The 25,155-nt window shown below is 41.4% G+C and carries 20 protein-coding genes and 1 other RNA gene; all 21 read right to left on the reverse strand.

Annotated elements, in window-relative coordinates; all coding sequences use genetic code 11:
- A complete protein-coding gene (locus MHI18_RS06735; protein ID WP_340846614.1) occupies positions 1 to 609 on the reverse strand; it encodes a hypothetical protein in 609 nt (202 codons plus the stop codon).
- Entirely contained in the window at positions 606 to 1,238 is a 633-nt protein-coding gene (locus MHI18_RS06740) for a phosphate starvation-inducible protein PhoH (protein WP_340846615.1), read from the reverse strand. Before MHI18_RS06740 ends, MHI18_RS06735 begins: the two co-directional genes overlap by 4 nt.
- Positions 1,238 to 2,026, reverse strand: a complete 789-nt coding sequence (locus MHI18_RS06745; RefSeq protein WP_340846617.1) for an ABC transporter ATP-binding protein — start codon at positions 2,024 to 2,026, stop codon at positions 1,238 to 1,240. The genes MHI18_RS06740 and MHI18_RS06745 overlap by 1 nt, the downstream gene beginning before the upstream one ends.
- The gene (locus tag MHI18_RS06750) at positions 2,023 to 3,714 is read right to left on the reverse strand and encodes a dipeptide/oligopeptide/nickel ABC transporter permease/ATP-binding protein (protein WP_340846618.1); all 1,692 of its coding nucleotides are present in this window, start codon (positions 3,712 to 3,714) and stop codon (positions 2,023 to 2,025) included. Before MHI18_RS06750 ends, MHI18_RS06745 begins: the two co-directional genes overlap by 4 nt.
- On the reverse strand, positions 3,707 to 4,723 hold the full coding sequence (locus MHI18_RS06755; protein WP_340846619.1) for an ABC transporter permease: 1,017 nt from the start codon (positions 4,721 to 4,723) through the stop codon (positions 3,707 to 3,709). The genes MHI18_RS06750 and MHI18_RS06755 overlap by 8 nt, the downstream gene beginning before the upstream one ends.
- Positions 4,724 to 4,738: 15 nt before the next feature.
- On the reverse strand, positions 4,739 to 6,364 hold the full coding sequence (locus MHI18_RS06760) for an ABC transporter substrate-binding protein (protein WP_340846620.1): 1,626 nt from the start codon (positions 6,362 to 6,364) through the stop codon (positions 4,739 to 4,741).
- Positions 6,365 to 7,013: 649 nt separating this feature from the next.
- Entirely contained in the window at positions 7,014 to 7,925 is a 912-nt protein-coding gene (locus MHI18_RS06765) for a LysR family transcriptional regulator (RefSeq protein ID WP_340846621.1), read from the reverse strand.
- A 127-nt stretch (positions 7,926 to 8,052) separates the two neighbouring features.
- On the reverse strand, positions 8,053 to 8,760 hold the full coding sequence (locus tag MHI18_RS06770; RefSeq protein ID WP_340846622.1) for an ABC transporter ATP-binding protein: 708 nt from the start codon (positions 8,758 to 8,760) through the stop codon (positions 8,053 to 8,055).
- Entirely contained in the window at positions 8,760 to 9,539 is a 780-nt protein-coding gene (locus MHI18_RS06775; RefSeq protein WP_340846623.1) for an ABC transporter ATP-binding protein, read from the reverse strand. Before MHI18_RS06775 ends, MHI18_RS06770 begins: the two co-directional genes overlap by 1 nt.
- On the reverse strand, positions 9,514 to 10,482 hold the full coding sequence (locus MHI18_RS06780; RefSeq protein WP_340846624.1) for a branched-chain amino acid ABC transporter permease: 969 nt from the start codon (positions 10,480 to 10,482) through the stop codon (positions 9,514 to 9,516). The genes MHI18_RS06775 and MHI18_RS06780 overlap by 26 nt, the downstream gene beginning before the upstream one ends.
- Positions 10,483 to 10,494: 12 nt before the next feature.
- Positions 10,495 to 11,373, reverse strand: a complete 879-nt coding sequence (locus tag MHI18_RS06785) for a branched-chain amino acid ABC transporter permease (protein ID WP_340846625.1) — start codon at positions 11,371 to 11,373, stop codon at positions 10,495 to 10,497.
- Between the two features lie 62 nt (positions 11,374 to 11,435).
- Complete coding sequence (locus MHI18_RS06790; protein ID WP_340846626.1) at positions 11,436 to 12,608, reverse strand: ABC transporter substrate-binding protein; 1,173 nt, start codon at positions 12,606 to 12,608, stop codon at positions 11,436 to 11,438.
- A gap of 345 nt (positions 12,609 to 12,953) precedes the next feature.
- Positions 12,954 to 14,561 carry a thiamine pyrophosphate-binding protein gene (locus tag MHI18_RS06795; RefSeq protein WP_340846627.1) on the reverse strand — a complete coding sequence of 536 codons (1,608 nt, stop codon included), beginning with the start codon at positions 14,559 to 14,561 and terminating at the stop codon, positions 12,954 to 12,956.
- A gap of 444 nt (positions 14,562 to 15,005) precedes the next feature.
- The gene (locus tag MHI18_RS06800) at positions 15,006 to 15,767 is read right to left on the reverse strand and encodes a tRNA threonylcarbamoyladenosine dehydratase (RefSeq protein WP_340846628.1); all 762 of its coding nucleotides are present in this window, start codon (positions 15,765 to 15,767) and stop codon (positions 15,006 to 15,008) included.
- A gap of 89 nt (positions 15,768 to 15,856) precedes the next feature.
- Complete coding sequence (locus MHI18_RS06805; protein WP_340846629.1) at positions 15,857 to 16,801, reverse strand: right-handed parallel beta-helix repeat-containing protein; 945 nt, start codon at positions 16,799 to 16,801, stop codon at positions 15,857 to 15,859.
- Entirely contained in the window at positions 16,798 to 18,249 is a 1,452-nt protein-coding gene (locus MHI18_RS06810; RefSeq protein WP_340846630.1) for a DUF6270 domain-containing protein, read from the reverse strand. The genes MHI18_RS06805 and MHI18_RS06810 overlap by 4 nt, the downstream gene beginning before the upstream one ends.
- A complete protein-coding gene (locus MHI18_RS06815; RefSeq protein WP_340846631.1) occupies positions 18,203 to 20,143 on the reverse strand; it encodes a DUF6270 domain-containing protein in 1,941 nt (646 codons plus the stop codon). The genes MHI18_RS06810 and MHI18_RS06815 overlap by 47 nt, the downstream gene beginning before the upstream one ends.
- On the reverse strand, positions 20,140 to 22,185 hold the full coding sequence (locus MHI18_RS06820) for a CDP-glycerol glycerophosphotransferase family protein (protein ID WP_340846632.1): 2,046 nt from the start codon (positions 22,183 to 22,185) through the stop codon (positions 20,140 to 20,142). The genes MHI18_RS06815 and MHI18_RS06820 overlap by 4 nt, the downstream gene beginning before the upstream one ends.
- Positions 22,186 to 22,283: 98 nt before the next feature.
- Positions 22,284 to 23,420 (reverse strand): glycosyltransferase family 2 protein, encoded by a 1,137-nt coding sequence (locus MHI18_RS06825; RefSeq protein ID WP_340846633.1) that lies wholly within the window; start codon positions 23,418 to 23,420, stop codon positions 22,284 to 22,286.
- A 31-nt stretch (positions 23,421 to 23,451) separates the two neighbouring features.
- Positions 23,452 to 24,336 (reverse strand): UTP--glucose-1-phosphate uridylyltransferase GalU, encoded by an 885-nt coding sequence (gene galU, locus MHI18_RS06830; protein ID WP_340846634.1) that lies wholly within the window; start codon positions 24,334 to 24,336, stop codon positions 23,452 to 23,454.
- Between the two features lie 632 nt (positions 24,337 to 24,968).
- A non-coding RNA gene (ssrS, locus tag MHI18_RS06835) (6S RNA) lies at positions 24,969 to 25,151 on the reverse strand.
- Positions 25,152 to 25,155: the final 4 nt, after the last annotated feature.

The raw sequence follows: 25,155 nt of genomic DNA on the forward strand, positions 1-25,155 counted from the left end.
TTATAACTGACCTTCGACTAACCATGGTAAAAAGCCTCGTAAGAACCGTTCAGTTGCCGGCATAAAATATGAACCATAATGGAAATCCGGATCGAGCGTGGTATTGATCCACGTACCTTTCGTACTTTCTTTATCGATATAAAGAACGGCACCACCATCATCGGTTGAAACAAGCACTTCACAATGTTCTGGAGGCCAATACACGCCATGTTGATGCCAGGTAGCATCAGCAAGTGTTAAATAATTCGTAAACAAATCATGTTCCGGTGCAGCTAAAACTAACCCGCTTTTCGCATCCTTTTCAAGCCACCACCAAAAGTTTGTCGGACGGAATTCCCATTTATGACTTGGCAGCCAATCTATTCCCTGAGGCCCGAATGTCACAACTGTTCCACCTTCGTTGGCAAACTCATGAATTTTCGCTACATTTTTCTCAAGCAGCCCTAAATGGGTTTGAGAAGGGACAAGCAATACATCGACCCCTTCTAGAGAGGCTGCTTCTAATTCACGGATTGGAATCAACCGATGAATATACTTGGCAAACTCTGACGTTTTATATGTACGATGATGGTGTGAACTCCCACCATAAACGACGGCTATTTTTCTCATGCTGTTGTCACCTCTTCTTGTAATCTTGCATTCTCTTCCTCTACCCAAGTGAGTAATTGCGGTCCAATTAAATCCGTTGTTTTATTGATTTCTGGTTTCATATAACCAAATAAGTCCGAACCTGCATGTACAAAGATGGTTCCTTTTGTACTCACGCGGTCAATATACGTGATTGGAGCATCCCCTGGTAACGTTAAGAGAATTTCCGCTCCCTCTGGGACAGGATGATGTCCTCTCGCAAAAAAGCCAGAAACGCCTTTGTTATAGGTCATGTCATCTTCTACTACACCCTCGAATATGGCATGTGGTGTATGAATTGATACTTCATAATCTTTATGACTCGTAATCTCTTTGGGAATGAATAATTGACCACCCGGCAGCCATTCAGTCACTAAGTTTCCAGAGAAGATCAGGATTTTTCCCGCATTCACAAAATCATGAATCAGTTGGCGGTGTTCATATAAGAAATCTTGATCGGCAAAACCGCTTATCACTAAACAATCAAAGCGAGTTAAGTCTAGATCCGGTAATTCATATAGATCCACATTCGTAAACCCTTCTCTTTCTTTATTGAGACCACGTTGAGCAAAAATAGCTCCTGGATTGAGTTCTAGAAATCTTGTTTTCATTAGTAAGCTCCTTTATGATTTTCTAATATGAGCAGTGCATTAATTAACGATTGTGTATAAGGATGCTGCGGGTTTTCAATCAAATCGTTTGTTTTCCCTGCCTCCACAATTTCACCCTTTTGTAACACGATTAATCGATCACAAAATCCTCGTGTCAAAGCAATATCATGAGTAATAAAAACGTACGCAACTTGATTACATTCGTTCATTTTTTTCATTAATTCTACTAGTTCTAATCTTAGTGACGAATCTAACATGGACGTCGGTTCATCCGCAATAATCAGCTTTGGTGCACATACGAAAGCCCGCGCCAGACCAACCCGCTGCCGTTCACCACCAGATAATTCATGTGGATATCGATCCATATATTTATCCGGATCCAATGTCACACTGGTTAACGCATGACGTACCTTTTCTAAACGTTTTCCTTTTTCCAATCCTTGAATCACAAGCGGCTCCGCTACAAGCTGGCCAATCTTCATTCGTGATGATAGGGCTTCATAGGGATCTTGAAACACCATCTGAATATACTTGGCAAATGAGCGGCGTTCTTTGGCTTTTAGTGATAGAAGATCTTGATTTTCAAATATAATTTCACCTGCATCTGCCGTCTCAAGCCCCGCTATAATTTGGCCAATCGTACTTTTTCCTGCACCACTTGCCCCAATCAATCCAATAATTTCACCCTGCTTTAAAGAAAAAGAAACATCTTTTAGCACATCTACTTGTACTTCTTTAGAGCGGCCGAATGCTTTTTGCAAATTCTTAACTTCCAGTAAAGATGTCATGAACTCAGCACCGCCTCTTTCTCTATTTTTGGTTTCAATAACGGAATCGAATCGACTAACCGTCTTGTATATGGATGAGTAGAGTGTTCGGCCACTTCAAGTGACTTGCCGCCATCGACGATGTGGCCGTATTTCATAATGAGTAAGGTATCCGTAAGGGATAAGACGGCCGGCAAATCATGTGAGATGAAAATCATTGAGATATTTAACTCTCGCTGTAAGGTACAAAGCAGTTGGACAATTTCGACTTGAACCATTACATCGAGTCCCGTTGTCGGCTCATCTGCAATAATGAGTTTCGGCTCGTTGATTAAAGCCATCGCGATAATGACCCGCTGGCGCATCCCTCCGGATAACTCATGCGAAAAGGCAAATCGCCATTTTGCATCAAGGCCCACTTGTTTCATTACTTCTATTACCCGCTCATCCATTTTCTTTCCATCCATTTTCTGATGTTCGCTGATGGCTTCTTTTAACTGCTTATCAATCGTTATAACCGGGTTAATCGCGTTCATTGCCGCTTGTGCGATATAGCCGATCTCTTTTCCGCGTAATTGACGAATCTGCTCATCATCTAACGTTTCAAGGGCCTGTCCTTCAAAATAAACCGAACCGCTGCTTCTTCCCGGCAGCTTCAACTGTTGAATGATGCTAGCTGCTACCGTTGATTTACCACTTCCAGACTCACCGACGATTCCCAATACCTCGCCTCTTTGTAAGTCGAAACTAACATCGGAAACAACCGCTTGATATACGCCCTTACGAGGATACTCCACGGTTAACTGTTGAACGGATAACACAATATCCCGTTCTACAAGTGATTGATCGACCGCTATTTCCTGTTTTTTACGTTTCGGCGGCAACGCATAGGCACTTAATCTCGGATTCACTTTTTCTTCTAAGAAATAGCCTATTAAGGAAAAGGCTAATACAACCATGACGATACAAATACCAGGCGGAATAATCCACCAAACCCATGCCTCTGTTAAAAAGGCACTTCGGTTATTGGCATAATATAAAATACTTCCCCAACTCTTCACTAATGGATTACCCATCCCTAAAAAACTAAGGGAAGATTCGAGTAAAATAGCCGTATTTACGGCACCGACAAATTGAGGAATGAATAAGGGAAACACACCAGGAAAGATATGCTTACAAAAGATATAGACTGGATTGGCGCCCATCGTCTTAGCAGCAAGCACAGGGCCGGCATTTTTGATAGACAACGTTTGCGCGCGAATTTGTCTAGCTTTCCCTGCCCACATCACTAAGGTAATCACAAAGATTTGGGTAGCGATTCCCGGTCCCATATAGACCGCAATAACAATCATCAATGGTAAAAATGGCAGCGTAAGGACAACATCAATGACCCGCATGACGATTACTTCAAACCAGCCGCCAATATAACCGGCTAAAATTCCGATGCTTCCTCCAATAATCGTGGCAAACAAGGCCGTCAAAATGCCAATCGTTAATGACGTTCGTGCACCCTCAGCAAGCTCGGCCAGAATATCTTGGCCCATATCGTTCGTACCCAGCAAATGTTCACTGTTTGGTGCCATAAAAGAAGGACCTGATTGCTTATAGGCATCGTATGGGATCATAACAGGCCCAAGTACAGCAAAGAGGACGACCGCTATAAATAGAACGAACCCTGCACCGCCAATCACTTTCGTAGATCTACGCATGATTCACACCAGCTTCCTTTTTCTTTTTCAGCGGACGTGCGCGAGGATCAATGAGAGGATACGTTAAATCGGCAAATAAATTCGCTCCAATTACGCCTAGGGTAATGATTAAAAAGACACCTTGCATCATTGGAAAGTCACGGGCAATGACACTTTCATACAGTAGTCGACCTATACCTGGATAAGAAAAAACAGATTCCACCACGACAGCTCCGCCCACTAATGTTCCCAGTGTCATCGTAAAATGAGTATATATAGGAAGTAAGGCATTTCGTAAAGCATGATTAAAGATCAATCCTTTTTTCCGAACACCCTTTGCTTCTGCCATCGTAATATAGTCTTGACCAAGCGATTCCAACATGGACGAACGTGTCAGTAAATAGTTCGATCCTACTGTGGCAAGCGTAATTGTCGTTACGGGCAGTAACGCATGTTTGGCTACATCCGCTACATATCCCCAAACTGTCCCATCTTGCATCATCGATACCGCACCGTAAGTTGGAAGCCAGCCAAGCTGGACAGCAAAGATCGCTAAAAATAACAGTCCTACCCAAAATCCTGGAACAGCTTGTAAGGTCAACATCCCGACTAATAAGGAGATATCTCGGCCTTTCCCACGATTCCAAGCGGAATAGGCACCAAAGATCACACCGATTAGGGTACTCAGTAACATCGCCGGTACAACCAACAATAGTGTCCAAGGCAATCGATCACCGATGATCGTCATAACCGGCTCCGCATACTTAATCGACGATCCAAAATCAAATGTCACAATGCCTTTTACATACACAAAATACTGTTCCCATATCGAGCCGCCAAGCCCCATTGACTCTAGCGCCTGTTGTTTTTGTATGTCGGTTAATTCATTGAGCGTTGTTTCTCCAAAGAAATATAGCAATGGATCCCCCGGTGCCAGCCGCGGCAGAGCGAAATTAATCGTCAATGCCACGAATAACACCAGTCCATATTGAAACAATTTTTTCCCGTATCCTGAAAACCTATTATTCATAACTCACAAATCTCCTTATTCAATCAATTTGGGAGCCGTTGCCGAGACTGCTTTACGCGTTTCTTCTTGCAAGAATGAATATTTGTTTACAATGCCGTATCCTAAAGATTCTACATACTGGTCATACACGTCAGCGTTGTACGCATAAACTTCTTCAGGGTAATAAAGAGCCACAGCAGTAGGTTGATTATTGTATAACTCTTGCATATCAAATGAGATGGATTTACGTTCGTCAATCGTTGCAGCACTCATCCAATCCTCAATTAATGAATCCATTGCCGGATAAGGGACACCTTTCGTCCAAAGATAAGAGGCACGGTGAGACATGACAAATTGATCTGGATCCGCTACACCATGCGGCCCAATTAAACTAACATACGAATCATACTTATCTTCTGAAACGGACGCAGCATAGGTCGTTGCATCTAATACTTCCACTTCGAATTGTAAGCCGACTTCTTTTAACTGGTCTTTTACCATCTCTGCTACACGCACATAGACCGGTTCACCAGCAGAAACGATTGTATTCATGGTCAAGGTTTCACCTTCTGCTGATTCACGGAAACCATCATTATTTGTATCTTTAAACCCTAGTGAATCTAAGATTTCATTTGCTTGCTCTGCATCATAGGGTGTCGATAAATCAGGGTTCGTCCACGGAGAATCCGGGTGTGGATAACCAGATGTTCCAGCTCGTCCTTGACCCATTAAGACGGTATCGACAATACTTTGACGATCCACTGCAAGTGATACAGCTTGACGTACTTTTTCTGTATTAAATGGGGCACGCTCATAGTTTAGGCCCAGCTGGACAATCGATAATGGAGACGATTCTGCTAATTTCATAGACGTTGAATTCTTGAATGTATCTTGTAATTCAGCTGGTACTGTACGTGTAGACACATCAATTTCACCCGCACGTAAGGCATTGAACATAGCTGTTGCATCTTTGATTATGGGCATTTTCAATTTAGAAATAGTTGGCTTGCCCATAAAATAGTCATTATTGGCTTCAAATGTGTAATGCTGATCTGCTTTATAATCCTTTAATACATAAGGACCTGTTCCTACCGCTAAATCTGTATACTTACGTGGGTTTTCAACGTCTTTCCAGATATGCTCTGGTAAGATTGGTAAATCTGCAAAGGTAATGGTTGCAAGTGATGGACATGCATACGCACACTCAAATCGAACCGTTTTTTCATCTTCTTCGATTTCGATGACATCAATTTTCGGCACTTCACTCACATGATGTGTGTGACGGTTTGCCGGGCCATCGCGGAAATATTCATATGTAAATTTCACGTCTTCTGCCGTAAAGTCTTCTCCGTCATGCCACTTTATCCCGTCACGAATTTTTACAGTCCATGTTTTATCATCGATCTGTTCTGCTGACTCTGCTAACCAAGGAGTCGGTTCATCTACATACGGTGATGGCGAAAATAACTTGTCATAGACCAAATCAGTTAACCAGTCTACATTTCCTGTGTAAATATTTAATGGTCCCACATCTGTTGGGATTCCAATACTTAATTCCTCTGTTGATGTTGCTTCTGCTTTTGTTTGTTCCTCTTTTTTATTCGCTGAACATCCTGCAACTAAACAGACTAAAAGTAAAAGCGGTATAATCCTTTTATACAAAGTAATTCCTCCGTTATAAATTAGTTAATAGAATATTCTCTACTTGGTTTCTACTATAGCCGTAGTGATAATGATTATCAATGTCACAAAAAAGGACGAAACCGAAATTTCCTAGTGTACAGTAACACTGAGCTGCTCTCTATAAAATATCTAAATAGGTGTATTTAATAATCTGATAGTAGTAGACGAAAAAAAAAAAATCCCTAGCTTCAAGAGCTAGGGATTCAGTTTGTAGACAAACTCAGGTGAGATTTAAAATCGAGATGTTGATTTCCGTTCCAGGCGTTTCGCTTTCCGCGGGCGGGCGGTGAGCCTCCTCATCGCTTACGCTCCTGCGGGGTCTCACCTGTCCCGCTGTTCCCGCAGGAGTCTTCACGCCTTTCACTTCAATCAACCGTCTTTCTAAATTTAATCTGGATAAAACCTTGCAATTGAAAGGGTTATCCTAGAACAAATTCAACAGGACATAAGTGATTTAAAAAACGGATACTATGTCAATAAAGAACTATAAAATAACAGTAAGCCTATTAAAAGCCATGATCTACCTCGATAAGCAGGAAAACATCCATGAAATATGTTCAAAATATCAAAAGAGGTTCGGAATGAAACCATTCCGAACCTCTTTTGTCTACAAACTTAATCCCTAGCTTCAAGAGCTGGGGATTTTCTGGAGTAAAGGACACTCGTATGTATCAAATTGATTTTGAACATAGCGGCAAAAATGCTGTTCTTTTTGAGATAATTGTTTACCTGCATTCGATACAATTGCATTTTGACGTTTGATTGAACATCCGTGAATGGACTTCGCTACGATTTTACCCTCACCTAACAGCTTTTCAACTACTTTTACCGGTAAAAAAGCGACACCTAAATTAGACATGACAGCTTGCTTAATAATCTCAAAGTTCGTCATTTCCATATATTGAACAGTCGGGTTTTTTTGATTAATTTTTTCTTTAATCAAATCCTGTAAATAATGATTTTCAGGCAAAAGCAGAATTTGACTTTCTAGATCACGCGTATAGATTACTTTTCTTTCTGCTAAATGATGATTACAGGCCATGATTAACACTAATTCTTCTTCAAACAATAAATCAACGTTATACCCTTGTTGAAAGGTCCGGTCATTTTCATAGACTGGCATAATCGCAAATTTTGTTTTCTCTTGAAGCAAACTTTTCTTTAGGTTTTCGTAGCTATAGCCTTTTATTGAGAACGGTTGCAGTTGGAAGCTTTCTATATTCGGTAAAATCTTTGAAAAGTAGTTTTCTGCAATATAATGACTAACATAAACCGATAAGGAGGACTCTGCTTGATGCAGCTCTTTCTCCATCTGCTCATGTAACTGGACCATTTTCTTAGCATATTGTAAAAAAATCTTGCCTCTCTCAGTCAAGACGATTTGTTTGTTTTTCCGTTGAATGAATACGGTATTATATTTTTCTTCTAACTGTTTTATCTTATGACTAATTGTCGGCTGCGAACAAAACATTTTATTCGCCGTTTCCGTAAACGAAAGACATTCAGCGAACACAATATACATTTGCAGTTTATCGAGCATACAAACGACCCCTCATACTTCATTGTTGATAATGATTATCATTTGCATTAAATTCTATCATTTATCTCCGCAGATGTCGACGACAATTTATTTAAAAACCCCCGACACATACGTGTCGAGGGTTTTGTTAGTGTCCGCCTAAGTAGGCCATTTTTACTTTTTCGCTTGAAGTAAGTTCCTCGGCTGTCCCTGCCAAGACGATTCGTCCGGTTTCTACAACATAGGCTCGATCGGCGATAGAGAGTGCTAGATTCGCATTTTGTTCGACGAGCAAGATGGTCGTTCCGGTCGCATTAATTTCTTCGATAATCCGGAAGATCGTTTTAACCAGCAGCGGGGCAAGTCCCATTGAAGGTTCGTCGAGCAGAAGCAGCTTCGGTCTAGCCATCAAAGCACGTCCCATAGCAAGCATCTGCTGTTCACCGCCTGACAGTGTCCCTGCATGCTGCTTAAGCCGCTCAAGTAAACGCGGAAACAGCACATACACACGTTCCATATCTTCTTTGATCCCTGCTTTGTCTTTCCGTAAAAAAGCACCCAGTTCCAAGTTTTCTTGAACGGTCATATTGGCAAAGACCCGACGGCCCTCAGGTACATGTGAGATACCTTGTTTAACGATAGCCTGCGCCTGATTACCGCCAATTGACTTTCCTTCGTATAGTACCTGACCATTTTTGGGTTTTAGTAAGCCAGAGATGGTTTTTAACAGCGTACTCTTCCCAGCACCATTCGCCCCAATCAGGGTGACGATTTCACCTTGGTTAATTTCAAGCGTGACACCCTTCAGCGCCTGAATGTTTCCATAGTAAACGTTGATGTCTTCTACTTTCAGCATTATGAAACCTCCTCGCCGAGATACGCTTCGATGACTTTTGGATTGTTACGGATTTCATCAGGCGTTCCGTTAGCAATCAGCTGACCATGATCCAGCACATAAATCCGTTCACATACACCCATCACTAAGGGCATATCATGCTCAATCAACAGCACGGTCAGATTGAATTGTTTCCGAATCAACCCGATTAAGTCCATCAATTCATGTGTTTCCTTTGGATTCATCCCTGCAGCAGGTTCATCGAGCAGCAACAAACGCGGATTGGCGGCTAATGCTCTGGCAATCTCGAGCCGGCGCTGTTGTCCATAGGGCAGATTTTTTGCTTTTTCATCCATATATTGATCAAGGTTAAAAATCTTCAAAAACTCAATTGCTTTTTCATGCATGTCTTTCTCCCCGGAAAAATGTCCCGGCAGGCGTAAAATCGAACTCACCATCGTATGTTTCGCCTGTGAGTGATACGCCACTTTTACATTATCCAACACCGAAAGTTCACTGAATAAACGGATATTCTGAAACGTTCGGCTGATCCCTTTTCGTGTAATTTTAAACGGAGGCAGCCGGCGTAAATCTTCTCCCTCAAAGGAAATATTTCCTTCTGTCGGAACGTATACACCCGTTAACAGATTGAACAGCGTTGTTTTCCCGGCACCATTGGGACCAATCAGCCCAACCAATTCGCCTGGAAAGAGCTTAATATTCACATCAGCAACAGCTCTCAAGCCTCCAAAGCGGATTCCGACATGATCAATGTTAAGCAGTGGTGTGGTGGTTTCCATCCTTAGAACCTCCTTTTGTTTTACGCTTGAACAGCGACGTTAATTCCCGCGTACCCATTAAACCTTGTGGACGATAAATCATCATCACAATCAGGATCAGACTGTAGAACAGCATCCGTGTTTCCGGATAATCCTGCAGGAAGGTCGACACGATTGTCAGCAAAATGGCTGCAAGTACCGCACCAGATAAGCTGCCTAAACCGCCTAATACAACAAAGATCAAAATATCAAATGACTTCAAGAAACCGAAATTTGACGGTTGAATAATATAGAAATTATGTGCCCATAACCCTCCGGCTATCCCAGCAAAAAAGGCACCAATCACAAATGCAGCAACCTTATAATACGTGGTGTTAATCCCCATTGCATCTGCTGCTGTTTCGTCTTCTCGAATGGAAATACACGCACGTCCATGTGAGGAGTTCGTAAAGTTACGAATCACAAGGATTGTGATTAGGATACAGCCAAAAACCCAAGGCCAAGTCGTCAGATGGGTCACCTGCATTCCGCTTGCTCCGCCAATATAATCGATATTTAAGAAGACAATCCGAACAATTTCACCAAATCCAAGTGTCGCAATCGCTAGGTAGTCCCCTTTCAGCCTGAGCGTTGGAATCCCAATCAGCATTCCCGCTAATGCCGCGACGATCCCTCCGACAAGTAACCCGGCGAATAAGGGCATTTCAAGCTTCATCGTGATAACAGCCGATGCGAACGCACCTACGGCCAAGAAGCCAGCGTGGCCAATGGAAAATTGACCGGTAATGCCTATAATTAAGTGCAGACTTACTGCTAAGATAATATTAATGCCCATAAAGATAATCATATTTTCATAGTACGAATTTAGAATGCCCCCGGTTAAAAGCAGCTGTACCACAGTAAAAAGAATAAATGATAAAAGAACCGAGAGCCAAAACCCTTTTGATTGCTTAAAAATAGTCATCGCTTGTCTCCCCTATACTTTTTCTCGTTTATTTTTTCCGAATAAGCCCTGAGGTAAGAAAATTAAAATAAGGATTAAGACGACAAATGCTGCCGCATCCCGCCATAGTGAAAATCCAGCGGCACTGACTAGTGCTTCAATGAGACCGAGTAATAGACCGCCGACCATTGCACCGGGAATAATCCCAATTCCGCCAAGAACCGCAGCAACGAATGCCTTCAGTCCTGGAAGTACCCCCATTAAGGGCTCAATTTTTATGTAATAAGTTCCGAAAATAACGCCGGCTGCACCTGCTAGTGCTGAACCAATCGCGAAGGTAGCAGAAATCGTATTGTTTACATTAATGCCCATCAACTTCGCTGCTTCTGCATCATAAGAAACCGCACGCATTGCTTTCCCAATTTTTGTTTTATGAACAATAATCTGCAGAATCATCATGAGCACCAATGATACTCCTAAGATTAAGAGGGATTGACTTTTGATCGCTACGCCAAAAACGTTGATATTTTCTGATGGTAAAAGATTCGTTGGGTAGGCTTCAAGCTGCGCGCCACGAATAAAGATCATCCCGTTTTCAATCAAAAGTGATACCCCAATGGCCGTAATAAGTGCAGCAATTCTCGTTGCATTTCGCAAAGGCTTGTATGCAATTCTTTCAATGATAACCCCGAAAATAGCACAGGCCGCCATTGAAATGAGCAGGGCTGGAAAGAACGATAAATCTAAGATTGTAATCGAATAAAAACCGATAAATGCTCCCACCATGAACACATCGCCATGTGCAAAGTTTATCAACTTAACGATCCCATAAACCATCGTATACCCGAGTGCGATCAGGGCGTAGATACTGCCTAATGAAATTCCATTAACTAGCTGTTGAAACAGTTCCATATTCCGACTCCCCTTTTAAATGGCTAAAATAGGAGGCAGAGCGCCTCCTATTCATCTATTGCTTATGGGTTGACCTTTGTTTCAAATTTTTGCTCGCCATTTACATATTTCAAAATGGAAGCTGATTTAATTGGATTATGATTTTCATCCAATTTCATATTTCCAGATACAAGGGCAAGACCGTCTGTGCTTTCTAAAGCATCCTTGATTTTCTCTGGTGTCGCATCTCCGCCCGCACGTTTAATGGCATCCGCAATGAAGTACGCTGTATCATAGCCAAGTGCAGCAAATGCATCTGGTGATTTGTCTTTGTATTTTGCTTTGAACGCAGACACAAATCCTTGGATTTTTTCATCTGGATCTTCTGCAGAGTAATGATTTGTGATGAACGTATTTTCCAATGCTTCCGCACCAGCAATTTCAATTAATTTTGGAGAATCCCAGCCATCGCCTCCCATAAATGGAACGTCGATTCCTGATTCACGTGCTTGTTTTAGGATTAAGCCGACTTCTTCATAAAAGGCTGGAACAAAAACAAAATCAGGTTTTGCGCCTTTAATATTGGTTAAAGTCGCTTGGAAATCAGTGTCTTTTTGAACAAACGATTCTTCTTTAACAATCGTTCCCCCGCCCGCTGTGAAGGCTTCTTTAAATGCAGCTGCAAGTCCTTTTGAGTAATCACTCGAACTGTCAATGTAAATCGCCGCTGTTTTCGCCTTCAACGTATCCTTCGCAAAGTTAGCCGCTACAGTTCCTTGGAACGGATCGATGAAGCAAGTCCGGAAAACAAAGTCATTTAACTTACCGTCTTTTGACGTAATATCTGAGTTTGTTCCTGTCGGAGTAATTAAAGGTATTTTCTTATCATTGGCAATTTGCACCTGTGCCAATGTATTTGTGCTTGTTGCTGCGCCAACCATAACCGATACATTATCTTGACTGGTTAATTTCGTCGCGCCACCTGTAGCTTCAGCTGCATCGGACTTATTATCATATTTAACAAGTTTAAATTTCTTTCCATCAATACCTTCTTTATTTAGTTCTCCAATTGCCAATTCCATTCCTTCGACAACGGACTGTCCATATGAAGCACCACCGCCAGTCAACTCTAGGTTCGCACCAATTTTAATGGTATCTCCATCCGATCCTGATTTTTCTGAATCACTGCACCCGGCTAACGCACCTGCAGCTAATGACACGGATAGCAGAATTCCTGCTAACTTTTTCTTCTTCATGAATATACCCCCCTGGCTCTTTTAAATTGACATACTATTTTGAAATTAGTGTACATCAATCTGAACAACTCGTCTAGATGTCCTATTTTATTCAAATTAATGTAATTAACTGTAAAATAGTAGCCAAATATTATTCTGGACTAAGAGTTTTCTTTCACCAAGCGTGGAAGTCAGGATAAGAAAAGTTCGTTATTGATATACGAAAATTCGTAAACATATTTTAGATTATGAGTAAAAGCGTTATTCTAGGAAAATCAAAAACTCCCTCACTATAGTAAAATTCAATTTAAAAATATTTTTTATTCACAAAAAAAGAAGCCCAAAACTTGAGCTTCAGTGTATGTCTTATTCCGTTTCTGGGAAGAAAGTTTGATTGGTTTGAATGTCCACCAAGGACGGCGAATCTGTGTTCAATGCTTGTTGAATAACCTCTTCAATTGTGTCGCCTGAATCTGCGCGATATCCTTTCCATCCGCAGGCTTCCGCCATTTTAACAAAATCGGGATTCGTTAAATCGGTCCCCTCTCTCCGATCCCCAGAGGCATCTATTTTATCATTTTCCATTTGCAGAGCTTGATTGTTAAAAACAAGGACGGTGATATTGAGTCCATAACGTGTCGCCGTTAATAAATCAGCGAGTGTCATTTGAAGTCCGCCGTCACCTACAATCGCAACTACTTGTTGTTCAGGCATTTCAAGCTTTGCAGCTATGGCAGCGGGGAGACCGAAGCCCATCGTCCGCCAATAGCCGGAAAAGAGCACCTTTTGATTTTTCTGGCGGAAATTCCGGTTCATCCATACCGTCACATCCCCAGTATCAAGCGCGATAATTGCATCATCGGCAATTGTTTTTTCAATTGCTCGCACAATTTTGGAAGGGTGGATTGGCTGACTTTCCTGCTCGCCTTCCTGTTGATTTTGTTGGGCCCATTTTTCTTTCCCTTCCTGAATGGTCGTTTGCCATTTTTGGTTCGGCGTATGGGTTGTAAGACTTTCCTGTAAGAGTGGGATGATATCTTCTGTTTTTCCGCTGATTGCGAGCTCAACAGGAATCCCTTTTTTCGCATTATCTAGATTGATATCGATTTGAATAATTCTGGCGTTCTGCGGGACATATCCTTCTGGCCACCAGGTCACACCGGACAGGAGGACCACGTCTGCCTCTTTAAAGATTTCTTTCGCATACGGATTTCCGCCTTCGCCGATCCCTTGGAGGAGGTAGGGAGAGTTTTCTTCAAAGATACCCTTGCCGCCAAGACTGGTCAAAATGCCGGCACCCCAGCGTTCGGCAAGTGCTTCAAGATCGACCGAAGCTTTCGCAGAACCTGCACCGGCAAGAATCATCGGACGTTTGGCTGTTTTCATAATGGCTGCAGCCTGTTCGACACCTTCTTTTTCAAACGTTGAAATTCCTTCTATCACGACTGGTAACGGACGTGATTGAGCCGACGTCTTTTTATCGAATAAATCTTTTGGAATCGAAAGATGAGTAACCGCCCGTTGCTGCAGTGAAATCTGTGCTGCTTTTTGAAGCAATTCAACAATTGCCTCCTCACTGCCAAGATTCGCAGAATAGGCGGCGAATGGTTTGAACAGCTCCTGCTGGTCGACATATTGCTGATAGTCGGTTCCAATCTTGTTGGTCGGTGCTTGTCCAGTAAGCGCAAGGACAGGTGCCTTATCTGAATAGGCATCGCCCAATCCGTTTAGTAGATTCGTCGCTCCCGGACCCATCGTTGCTGTACAAACACCGAGTCTTCCCGTTAGCTTCGCTTCAGCAGAAGCCATCAACGCCGCACTCGATTCATGCTTCACAGCAATAAACTGAATACGATCCTGCTTTGCCAACGCATCAAGAAGACCAATAATCGTATCCCCTACCACCCCATAAATCCGCTTAACCCCAAACGCTGCTAATTGATCCAAAATCACTTCAGAAACCTTTTGCTTCATAAAAAAATCAACTCCTCATTGAAATATGTATCTTATTGGTATTTACACGGAATAAGTATTAGATAAACATGGGGAGGGGGAAAGGAAGCGGCCCTTTCTTTTATATTGTCCTTCTGGACCACCCCAATCCACAGAAAACGCCTCTATAGCTAATATGTCTTCTAAAGGCTCTTAAAAATGAGTATCTTTCTCTTTTTCTGTCTTGTTAAGCAGATTTTCATTGTATTCACTCTTTCTGAAGCACCCGGATTGGCTTAATATCTCTTGAACTTTAGTATTCGGCCCAAAGTGGGAAACATTCGGCCCATTCTGCAATTTATTCAGCCCAAACTCGAGATCATTCGGCCCTTTTTGCAAAACATTCGTCCCTATAGAAATACGCCTCGCCGTGCACTTACATCAAAAAAAGATTGCAGAGAAAGTGGTGCTTTCTCTGCAATCTTTTTAGTCGTTGACTCGTGCGATATGGATATCGGTAAGGATTTCTTGGACGACCCAGCTGGCGGCAATCAGGCCGGCAACGGATGGGACGAAGGCGTTTGAGGATGGCGGCATTTGGGCTTTGCGGATTTTTGCCGCATCGTTTCCGACTTCTTTGCGGATGTCTTCGCGAATCACAATCGGGCTTTCATCAGAAAAGACAACCATGACGCCTTTTTTAATGCCTTCCTTACGTAGTTTCGTCCGAATCACTTTAGCAAGCGGGTCGGTATGTGTCTTAGAAATATCAGCTATTTTAAAGCGGGTCGGATCCATTTTATTGGCAGCACCCATACTTGAAATAATCGGGATATTCCGTTTGAGGCATTCTTTCATTAAGTGAATTTTATAAATCACTGTATCGGAAGCATCAATGACATAGTCAATCCCGTAGTTAAAGAATTCCTCGTACGTTTCATCTGTGTAAAACATCTTCAGTGAAATGACTTCACAATCAGGATTAATATCCTTAATGCGTTCTTTCATCAAGTCTGCTTTTGGCTTTCCGACTGTCGATAACAATGCATGAAGCTGACGGTTAATATTCGTGATATCAATATCATCCTTATCAACCAAAATCAAACGGCCGACGCCTGAACGAGCCAACGCTTCCGTTGCAAACGAACCAACACCGCCGATTCCAAGTACGGCCACCGTTGAATTTTTCAACAATTCAACGCCTTCTTTACCTATTGCCAACTCATTACGTGAAAATTGATGCAGCATACCTTTTCAACTCCAACCTATATTCTATCTATCATGAATATATCATAAACCCCTGTAAAATATAAGTAAGATGATAGGTTTACCGGACCTTATTCGTTCGAATTATTTTCAATCGTAATATCTTGTTCTTTCAACTTGTTTCCTGGATGTTCAATCGTGATTACTTCATTGATTCCTGAGAAAGTATTCTCACTGATCTTTACATGGTTCCAATTATAAGCGCTGATTCCGGTATAGGTCATCCCCATAAACTTGTTGCCGGTTATCGTAATGTTTTCATTCCATTCGTCATTCTTCCCGCTATGGCTTCCAACTCCGACTGGCCACGTATTCATGTCTTTTGTATCACTATCACCAAAATAATTGTTTTTTATGACGACATCACGGCTTGGCGTCCCGTCCCAGTCACCGAAATGGGGAAATCCGTTCTTGGAGGAAAAATCAAGTTGAATCGCTTCCGATTTACTCCGGCTGCCATCCTTTGTCGGATCAAGGTAACCGAGGAACCGGCAATTTTCAATCACGACATTACGGGACGAATTAATTTCAATTCCATGGGAATAAACAATATCCTTTATGGTAAGATTCCGAATCTCAATGTGGTCGGCATGGGCAAATTCGATTCCGCCATAGCCATACTCCCCATATTCAACATCCTGAACATTACCGTCCAATGTGCCGCCTTCAATAATGATGCTGCCATTCCCTTTATAGCCGGTATACTGATCGCCGGCTTTTCCATTCGACATGAACGCACCCTCGTGCTTACGAACCAGCACCGTTTCCTCTTCCATGACTATTTTCGTATGATTATAAATAAGTAAGGTTTCGTTCATGCTGTAGTTCCCAGCTGGTATCAGGATTTCGACCTTACCGTCTGTTTTTGCCTTATTTAACCCTTTTTGAATGGCTTCTGAATCATGGCCATATTCCGAGATATCAATCACATCTGGTTGTTTATTTTGGATCATGATGAAAACAATGACTCCCAAAATCAGTAGGCCTATTGAGATATAATTTAGGTTTTTTTTCATGAATGGCCAATCTCCAAAGCCCTTTTGAATTTCGCTAAGAATTCATGGTAATACGAATCTATATAGTGGACATTAAATTTGCCCCATTTATGTTTTTCGTGTGAAAGAAGCTTTTCTTGGCTGACACTGATTGAAATGACCTCAAAGTTCTTCTCAACATATTGGTCAAACCGATCCCACCATTCATTCAATTGCTCCACCATTTCAGCATTTTCAAAGTACGCAACGCTGCCATCTTCTTTTAAATAGCGATCCGTAAATCGTGCCTTATGAAGGACCACTTTTGTGAAAGGCATCGTAATACTCAGTTTTTCAAATAGTTGATGAATGGCTTGTTTCCACCTATCAAAATAAGCTTCATCATCTTCAGCTAGTGTACAGATCGTTAAGTCATCTTGGTAAACATCCGTTTTATGAAGCACCCAGTGATTATTGGTAAGTGCCGAATCCCTAAGCAGGCACACCCCGAAATAGACATCGGAGAAAAAATCTAGAATGAGATAATCTGTGTCAGCTAAATCAGAGGTTGTGAAAAAATCCTTCCTGCATTCGGCTAACAGATTAGTTTGCTCCCAGGTTCCGAGTTGAGTGATTTCTTCCTTATTGATGACCAATGGATCTGCAACCGCACTGATAATGGATACCTGATTTTGCAGCCGAAGAAATTGAAAGTCCTGCTTGTATCCCGAATTGAAATGAGAATTAAAATTGTCTCGAGAAACGCATGAACCAATAACCGAAACCGTTTTTCTTGGTTTTTTCAGCTGCAGCATACCGTTATCGACGGTAACCTCTATTTCTCCATGTGTTTTGATAGTCCCAGTACTTTTTGCCATCAGCCATTTTTCGTCTTTCGTTACAGCTACCGTCAATGGCATCACGGTACAGCCCTCCTGGTCAAACGAGAAAGTCTCGATTGGCAGGACAAAATACGCGGTAGATTGATCGGTATAGGTTGGCTGTACCATTGTATCTCCTTGTACGAGAACACAATCATCCAGTTTCAGCCAAAGTCGGTCTCTCGTCGCATAAACATCTTTTACCTCTACTGCCTCAACAGCCGTATGATATCGTGCATAAAAGGCGAGCTGCTCATCTTTTGTCCAATAAGGCTTCCAGGTAAAACCCTGCCACTTTTCTTCAAGATAGTGCGTCTTTTCCGACAATGAGTTTCCTTTTTTAACCGGAATCTCTTTCTTTTCGGTGGATACCCGTAAATCCCATACTTCCTCTGGATGGAAGAGTGTACGGCCGACAAAATCATCGGCAGTCATGCTGACGATTCCCACATGTGTACCAAACACTTGCTTATGATTATAGATTTCTACATTTGCTTGGCGTTTGACTATTCGAAACGAAAGCTCCGTTCCGATTAACTCCTCAGGTATGTCCAGAAATAAATCAATGGCGTTTTTCAGATACTTGATGTTCTTGATCAAGACTTCCATATTCCACCCTGCTTCTGAATGTGACTTGTTTATGCAATACAACGGCATTTAACTGTTGAACAAACTCTTGATCAGAACTCCCTTGCGTTAAATCTAGTACATTGGTTTCTGGGAGTTTTGAAACGAAATAGGACTCAAGCATGGCTAGTACTGCATTATTCCGTTTAACCGTTTGTTCCTCACCATCGTTCACTCTCGCGGATGCTAGGATAATCCGTTCTGCTGGCATCACAGCCATCAGTGAGTTAATGAACGTATCCATCGCGTTCATCTTCATGTGCACGGAAGATTCCATTATACTTTCTTCATTGACCCCATAGCCTGATCTTACTAATGCACTACTCAAGGTAAGCATTTGTGCGTCCATAAGTTGAATGAAAGGACTAGCCACATCATTCACTAAATCGATGACTAGATAATCCGGTGCTGCTAGTTCCAAATCTGTAAAGAAAGTCTTTTCAAATTCTTGTTTCAGCATAGCTCGGTCACTTTTGGTAACCGATTTCAAATCTGTATCATCCATGCGGACAGGTTTCGCCGCCATAGTTGTCATAGAAGAAAGATTTTGCTGTAATACGACTTGATAAACAGCCTCAGTACGGTTCGTGAATAAAAATGGCTTGGTAATCAGTTGACTGCCGAAGAGAGCCACTTTTATTTTCTCTGTTGTCTGGTTAGCTGCTGTATAGAGGGCGATTCCACGGGCACCCGTCAAGTAGGGTTTAATTTTTTTTGAAGTGCTGCTTTCAGGGGATACATAATAGTTATAATTCTTACTTATATACCCATCAACCACTTTGACCGGATAATCTGCCACACTGTCATTGGCAGCTTGAAGCCTGATAAAAACATCCCAAATCCCGCCCTCATACGAATGATGAATTGGAAGGCTTTCTAACGGATACGCTCCGGCAAAAATTTCACCGCTTACCTCTAGTGATTTTGCTGTTTCAAAAGAATACTGCTCATTGCCCAGCTTGTCCCGCAGTTTAAGTACGACTTTACTCGCATGCGCTTGAACCGGTACCGGACCATTGTCAACTAAGCCTTCAATCGAAAATTGACCATTTGTTTTATTAAAAATAACATCGACAATCGATACAGCCATCTCTTCTTGCTTAATATACAGGGAAAGCAATTGTTCATTATTCTTATAGGGTTTAATCAGGTAAAAAGAATTTTTTTCACTGCGTGCATAGTTCGCTTTAAAATTCTTTGGTGTGGCTATTTTCTCAGTTCGTACTAACTTCCCGCTCTTATAAATCACATACAAATCATAAATGAGTCCATCCTCAAACTCTTTTAGGTCAACAGCAATCGGCAGTTCGAAGCCTACTTTCCTTTGGTTCACGTTGACAGGGTAACGAAGGGTAAACTCTTTCGTTAGATCATTCCTATCTTTGATACCAATTTCAACAGAAATAGCCGGGGAGAGTTCTTTAAACGTCATTTCGCCGCTCAGCATGCCTTTTTTGAAACTCATTTTCTCAGCTATGACAGGCAATTCAATGGTTTTGAAATATAAACCAACCGTGCCATGCGTCGTGAGATATGGCTTACATTCATATAGACCATTGTTGAAGGAATAGTAGTCGAACGATTGAGAATCGATGATACATTGATAGTCTTTCCTGCCGGATGTATAGATTAATTGACAAGCTCCCTCTATCCGCTCACCCGCAAAGAGTTCTTCAAAATCCACTTCAACCGACGCTATCCTTTTTGCTTTTGCCTTAAAGGGAATTGTCCATTTAACCGGCGGCAATAATCCAGGACGTTTTTTAAGTAAATAAAAGGAACTTTCCTCATTAACCTGTTCTGGAAGGTCGACCAAAAAGGTTACGCGTCCGGCTTCCTTTTGATAGCTAAAATTGGTACTAGTCAATGTCCTCATTTTCTTGCCCCTTTCAGGTCGTTAATCGCCTTGAATATTCGTGCACTGTTCTGTTGGTCTTTATGTGCAAAGAATGTATTTGATTTTGCTTGATACTCAGGACTAATTTTGAAATCTGCATTGATACTTTGCGTAATGGCTTCTACTAATCTAGCTTCATCATCAAAAACTTCTCCAAAATCATCATAGCTGATCTGTTGAACTGGACCATGATGGTTATCATACGGATCGAATTGGTACAGAAGAACCGACTTATCCATGTAAAGGAAATCAGCCATTACAGATGAATAATCGGTGACTAGCAGCGAGCTTTCCTTCAGCAGCTCGGACACAATGGCATCCTGCTTGGTCAAAAATTGAACATTTGGATGTTCAAACGCAAATTCTGGTAAGAACTTTTGCATTTGGCTGTGTACATAGAATTTCAGAACGATTTGTTTTTCCTCAAGAACCTTTAACAACTGCTCGTTCCGGACGAGTTGGTAATAACGGTTAAAATACAGTGATCTAAGAAACTGACTTTTGTTGAGATTAAAGATGGAGCGTCTCCAAGTCGGCATAATTAGAATTTGTTTTTTGACCGAAAGATTATGAAGATTATCAAAGCGGCTCAACCCTGTAACGACAACGTCTTGATCCTCATAGCCTAACGTCTGTTTAATGACTTCCTTCTCCGCTTCAGAACTGGCAATGAAAAGCTGTTGATTATATTGTGCTTTGCTCAGATAGGGAGCAATATTATGAATAATCACTCCATGCTGTAAGGTAATTTGCGGAGTCTTCTCATATACCGATGCAAATAGTTCCTTAAAGTCTGCAGATCCCTTTGGCAGGGAAAACTCATCAAATACCCAGGCACTGATATATTTTTTCGCAGTCAGCATGTACAGCCAATGCTTAAGGCTTGAGTGGATAATCACGTTGCCGAGTGTTTGAACCTTATCCATATGTGGTGAGTCCTTGTCGATTAGATAAAAGACTTTTTTATTCGGATGCTTTTCACGGCAATACTTGAAAAAAGCATACCCATTATCTTCAGCCTGATCAGGCCGTTCACTGACAAGCCAGGCATCTTGGCCAGCATAACGCAGTTTAACCGGCAGACTTAGCAGGCTGAGTCCTATTTTCATACATGTATTACGAATGTTTTTACAGATGTTTTTACCTTTACGCAAAGGAGCTGATACCTTCCAAGAGGTTGAGTCTGCAATTGGGTATCGTTTAACCTTTTTATTCAGCTTTTTGCTTCGGTTGAACCAGTACCGTTTTCCTCGCATTAATCGCAGGTAATAAATCCCCTCCGTGTAGTATTCAGCACGAATCATTTGAACAAACGGAATATATCCATCTAAGTCCATCTGCGTTAAGGTAGGATCATCAATATCAAGAAGAACTTCCCTAAACAGCCTAAGCACGTCTTCTTGCTCCGAATACGGGATCAGCTCTGCGAATGCTTTTGTATCAGCCAGTTTGAATAGCCTTTTAATCAATGCTCGTTTATATAAAACGAGGAACTTTCTTCGATCCGCACTGGTTTTTTCGAAGAGAAGATGGGTAATCAATTCCACTTCCTGCTGAACGGATTCTACATCCACTTTGTTTAGAAATTGATAACCGCTCTCGATGGTATTGAATGTAAGAGGTTCTTGAAATAAATCAAAATATAAGTCTGTCAGCATAGGACGATCAAGCGTGCCAATGTCAAAATAATCAAGCTTTGACAGTACCGACTTTTTAATCACTTTCAGTGCAGTAATGTTTTCATAACTTGCCAGGAATACATCTTCCCGTTTAAGAATACTGCCTTTTGCTTGTTTAGGGGTTAGTTGTAAGAAGTCAACATCACTTGAGAGGTTAGACAGGATGGGCGTAAGAAATCCTTCATCTATTTGGACATCTTGATCCACAAATAACAGATAATCCGCTTTGATATCCTCTAATGTAATCTGTTCAGAACTTAGGGTTATTGTCTGAACATCAGCAAATAGCTTACGTTTTGCTAACTCCTCACCTTTTGATAAAAATAGTACACACAGATTCATTAGTAATCTCCTTCTTTATATGCAGGGCGAAACTCCCCTGCTTTGAACTGAAAAAAGGAAAGGAAGATTCTTCTACAAAACCTTCCAATCCCTCTATTTTATCTATGAAGTAGGTTGTTCAGCTTTCTTAATGGTTTCGTCAACTTCCAAGAAATACTGGAAAGCATTTTATCCTGCGTATTTTTAATCTCAAGTAATTGCTTGCCTTCTAGGTACCACGTCTTACGAGAAATTTGAAGTTTAATATATTCGATGGCCAAATCATATTCACGCTTTGATATCAGGCTGACAACGGGATACTCAAACTTATAATATTTCTGAATAATATTCGGATTGTACCCCTCAATAACTGGAGTCATCTTTTCAAGAAGAAAGACCTTCTTTTCATAAGGAAGTGAATTAAATCCAGGATTTATCAATTTCCAAAACAGGGATCGAAGCGCATTGATCTGGAAGGTTTGGTATTGTTCTTTTGTTAACAAGGACTTTACGAGCATCGCTGCCTTACAGTCATTAAGCATCGTTGGCTCCATGTCTTGCTGAGTCATCGATGGATTCGTTTCATCATCCCGGGTCCTGTAAAGATAGATGGTTTCGGGAATGTAGCTGAACTTCTTCGCGAGTGTGAACAGCTGCATATCATAGTATTTATCTTCCCCATTCTTCATGCCTTCCACAAACTTCAGCTGATTTTTCTTCATGAAGTCGCTTCGGACGAGCTTCAAATACACGGCGGTTTTAACCTGAAGGAAAAAAGGCACTTCGTCAATCTTTACATTGAAGTAGCTTTTTTTCATCAAGTAATCTCGGAACGTGATATGAAACCATTGATGTCCAATTGGGTTGCTGTCATTAAAGCTGATCATCCGGCCCATCACGAAGTCTGATTCCCATTCCTCCGCAACACGATATAACTTTTCATACGCATCAAATGGAATATAATCATCCGGATCAAGGAAAATAGTATATTTACCCGTGGTGTGCTGCATGCCGACATTTCGAGGCGTACCAGGTGCACCTGAGTTTTTGGGAAGTGTCATTAATTTAACATTTTCATAATCCCGCTCATAACGTTCAAGAATTGCAAGCGTCCCATCCGTTGAACGATCATTGACTAAGATAATTTCGAGATTCGTAAATCCAATGGTTTGATTTAATAACGAGTTAAAGGCTTCATCAATATACTTTTCTACGTTGTAAATCGGCAGAATAACCGATATATAGGGCTGGCTCATGGTGCAGGTGTCCTCCTTGTCATGCATATTCTTAAGCGTAAACAGGCTCTTTCTTCAAAAGCTCTTCTAAGAACAGGCGGACATCTTCACCAATTTCTTCGTTTTGGAGCGCAAACTCTATAGTGGTCTTCACAAAGCCGAGCTTTTCCCCGACATCAAATCGTCTGCCTTCAAATTCATAAGCATATACTTTTTCGTGTTCGTTCAAAGCTTGAATAGCATCCGTAAGTTGAATCTCTCCACCGGTACCTGCTTCTTGTTTAGCCAGGTATGCAAAGATTTCTGGAGCCAGCACATATCTTCCCATAATCGCTAAATTCGATGGAGCCGTTCCTTGCTTAGGCTTTTCAACAAATTTAGTTACCTCATAGCTTCGTCCATTTTGAGTTGCTGGGTCAATGATTCCATAACGATCGGTCTCATCAGCTGGTACTTGTTTTACACCAATCACAGAAGAACCAACCTCGTCGTATTGATCCATCAGTTGACCAATCCCAGGTTTCTCACTCTGTACGATATCATCCCCAAGAAGGACGGCAAACGGCTCATCACCAATGAATGTCTGTGCACTTAACACAGCATGTCCAAGTCCTTTTGCTTCCTGTTGGCGAATGTAGTGGATGTTAGCTAGATTAGAAGAGAATTGTACTCTCTCAAGTAACTTGTCTTTTCCTTTTTTATCTAATTCCATTTCAAGCACAGGGGCACAATCAAAATGATCTTCAATTGCACGCTTATTCTTACCTGTGACAATAATGATATCCTCGATGCCGGCTGCGACCGCTTCTTCAACAATATATTGAATCGTAGGCTTATCTACGATTGGCAGCATTTCTTTTGGCATGGCCTTTGTCGCGGGTAAAAATCTCGTACCGAGTCCAGCCGCGGGTATGATTGCTTTTTTTACTTTTTTCAAATGTCATTCCTCCAACGATTCTCTATTATATGTATGGTCTATTTTCGACCCTTATTATTATTCCTAAATACTAAGAACAGGTTTATTCACTATAATTTTTCAAGATAAATTCAAGTATAAACTCTAGCTGAACCTAAAAAAAACAGACTATATCTCTGTTTATTTTCAAATAACTAGAAACTAATATTTCCCACGAGCCAAATTCACTACGGACCACAAAACATTATTTTGATATATAAATTTACCTATTGAATTAGTAATTATTGCAACCTTGTGATTGAATGGAAAGCTGGTAAACCCTTAGTAAACAGCAAATCAAGCGCTTACTCAGTAATGATCTTTCAAACGATGCATGAAGGGAATAAAGTAGGAGAAATGTGTTCAGGACAATTGGTATTATCCTTAAATATTGGGGATATGTAAGTTAAAAGAGCCTAGGTATATCAGCCTTTTTGCCAACAAAAATTATACACATTGAGGAGTTTTAAAGAGAATTGCTTAAAGTTGAGCAGGAAAGGCAACGATATTTGGCTATGTTTGGTTTTTCGGTGATTCATTTGGCATGACGAGGCATACAACACATAAAAAAACCCTGCATTCCCATGCAGGGTTCTGACTGTCAATACTTTTGTAAAAGTCCCAATTGTGCCGTTTTGCCTTCGTTTTGAACCCGCTCTCCGCAGGTGGGTGCTCGGTTCTCGGCTTTTGTAAGTCCTCTCGAAGGAGGCTTTTACGCGGCCTTGAAACATTGGCTCCCGTAACTATAAGTGTTCGGTCAAAACTTATAGGTTAAAGAACGAACACATCAGGACTTTTACT

Origin of the sequence: Peribacillus sp. FSL H8-0477 (assembly GCF_038002765.1) — a bacterium.
Taxonomy (GTDB): domain Bacteria; phylum Bacillota; class Bacilli; order Bacillales; family DSM-1321; genus Peribacillus.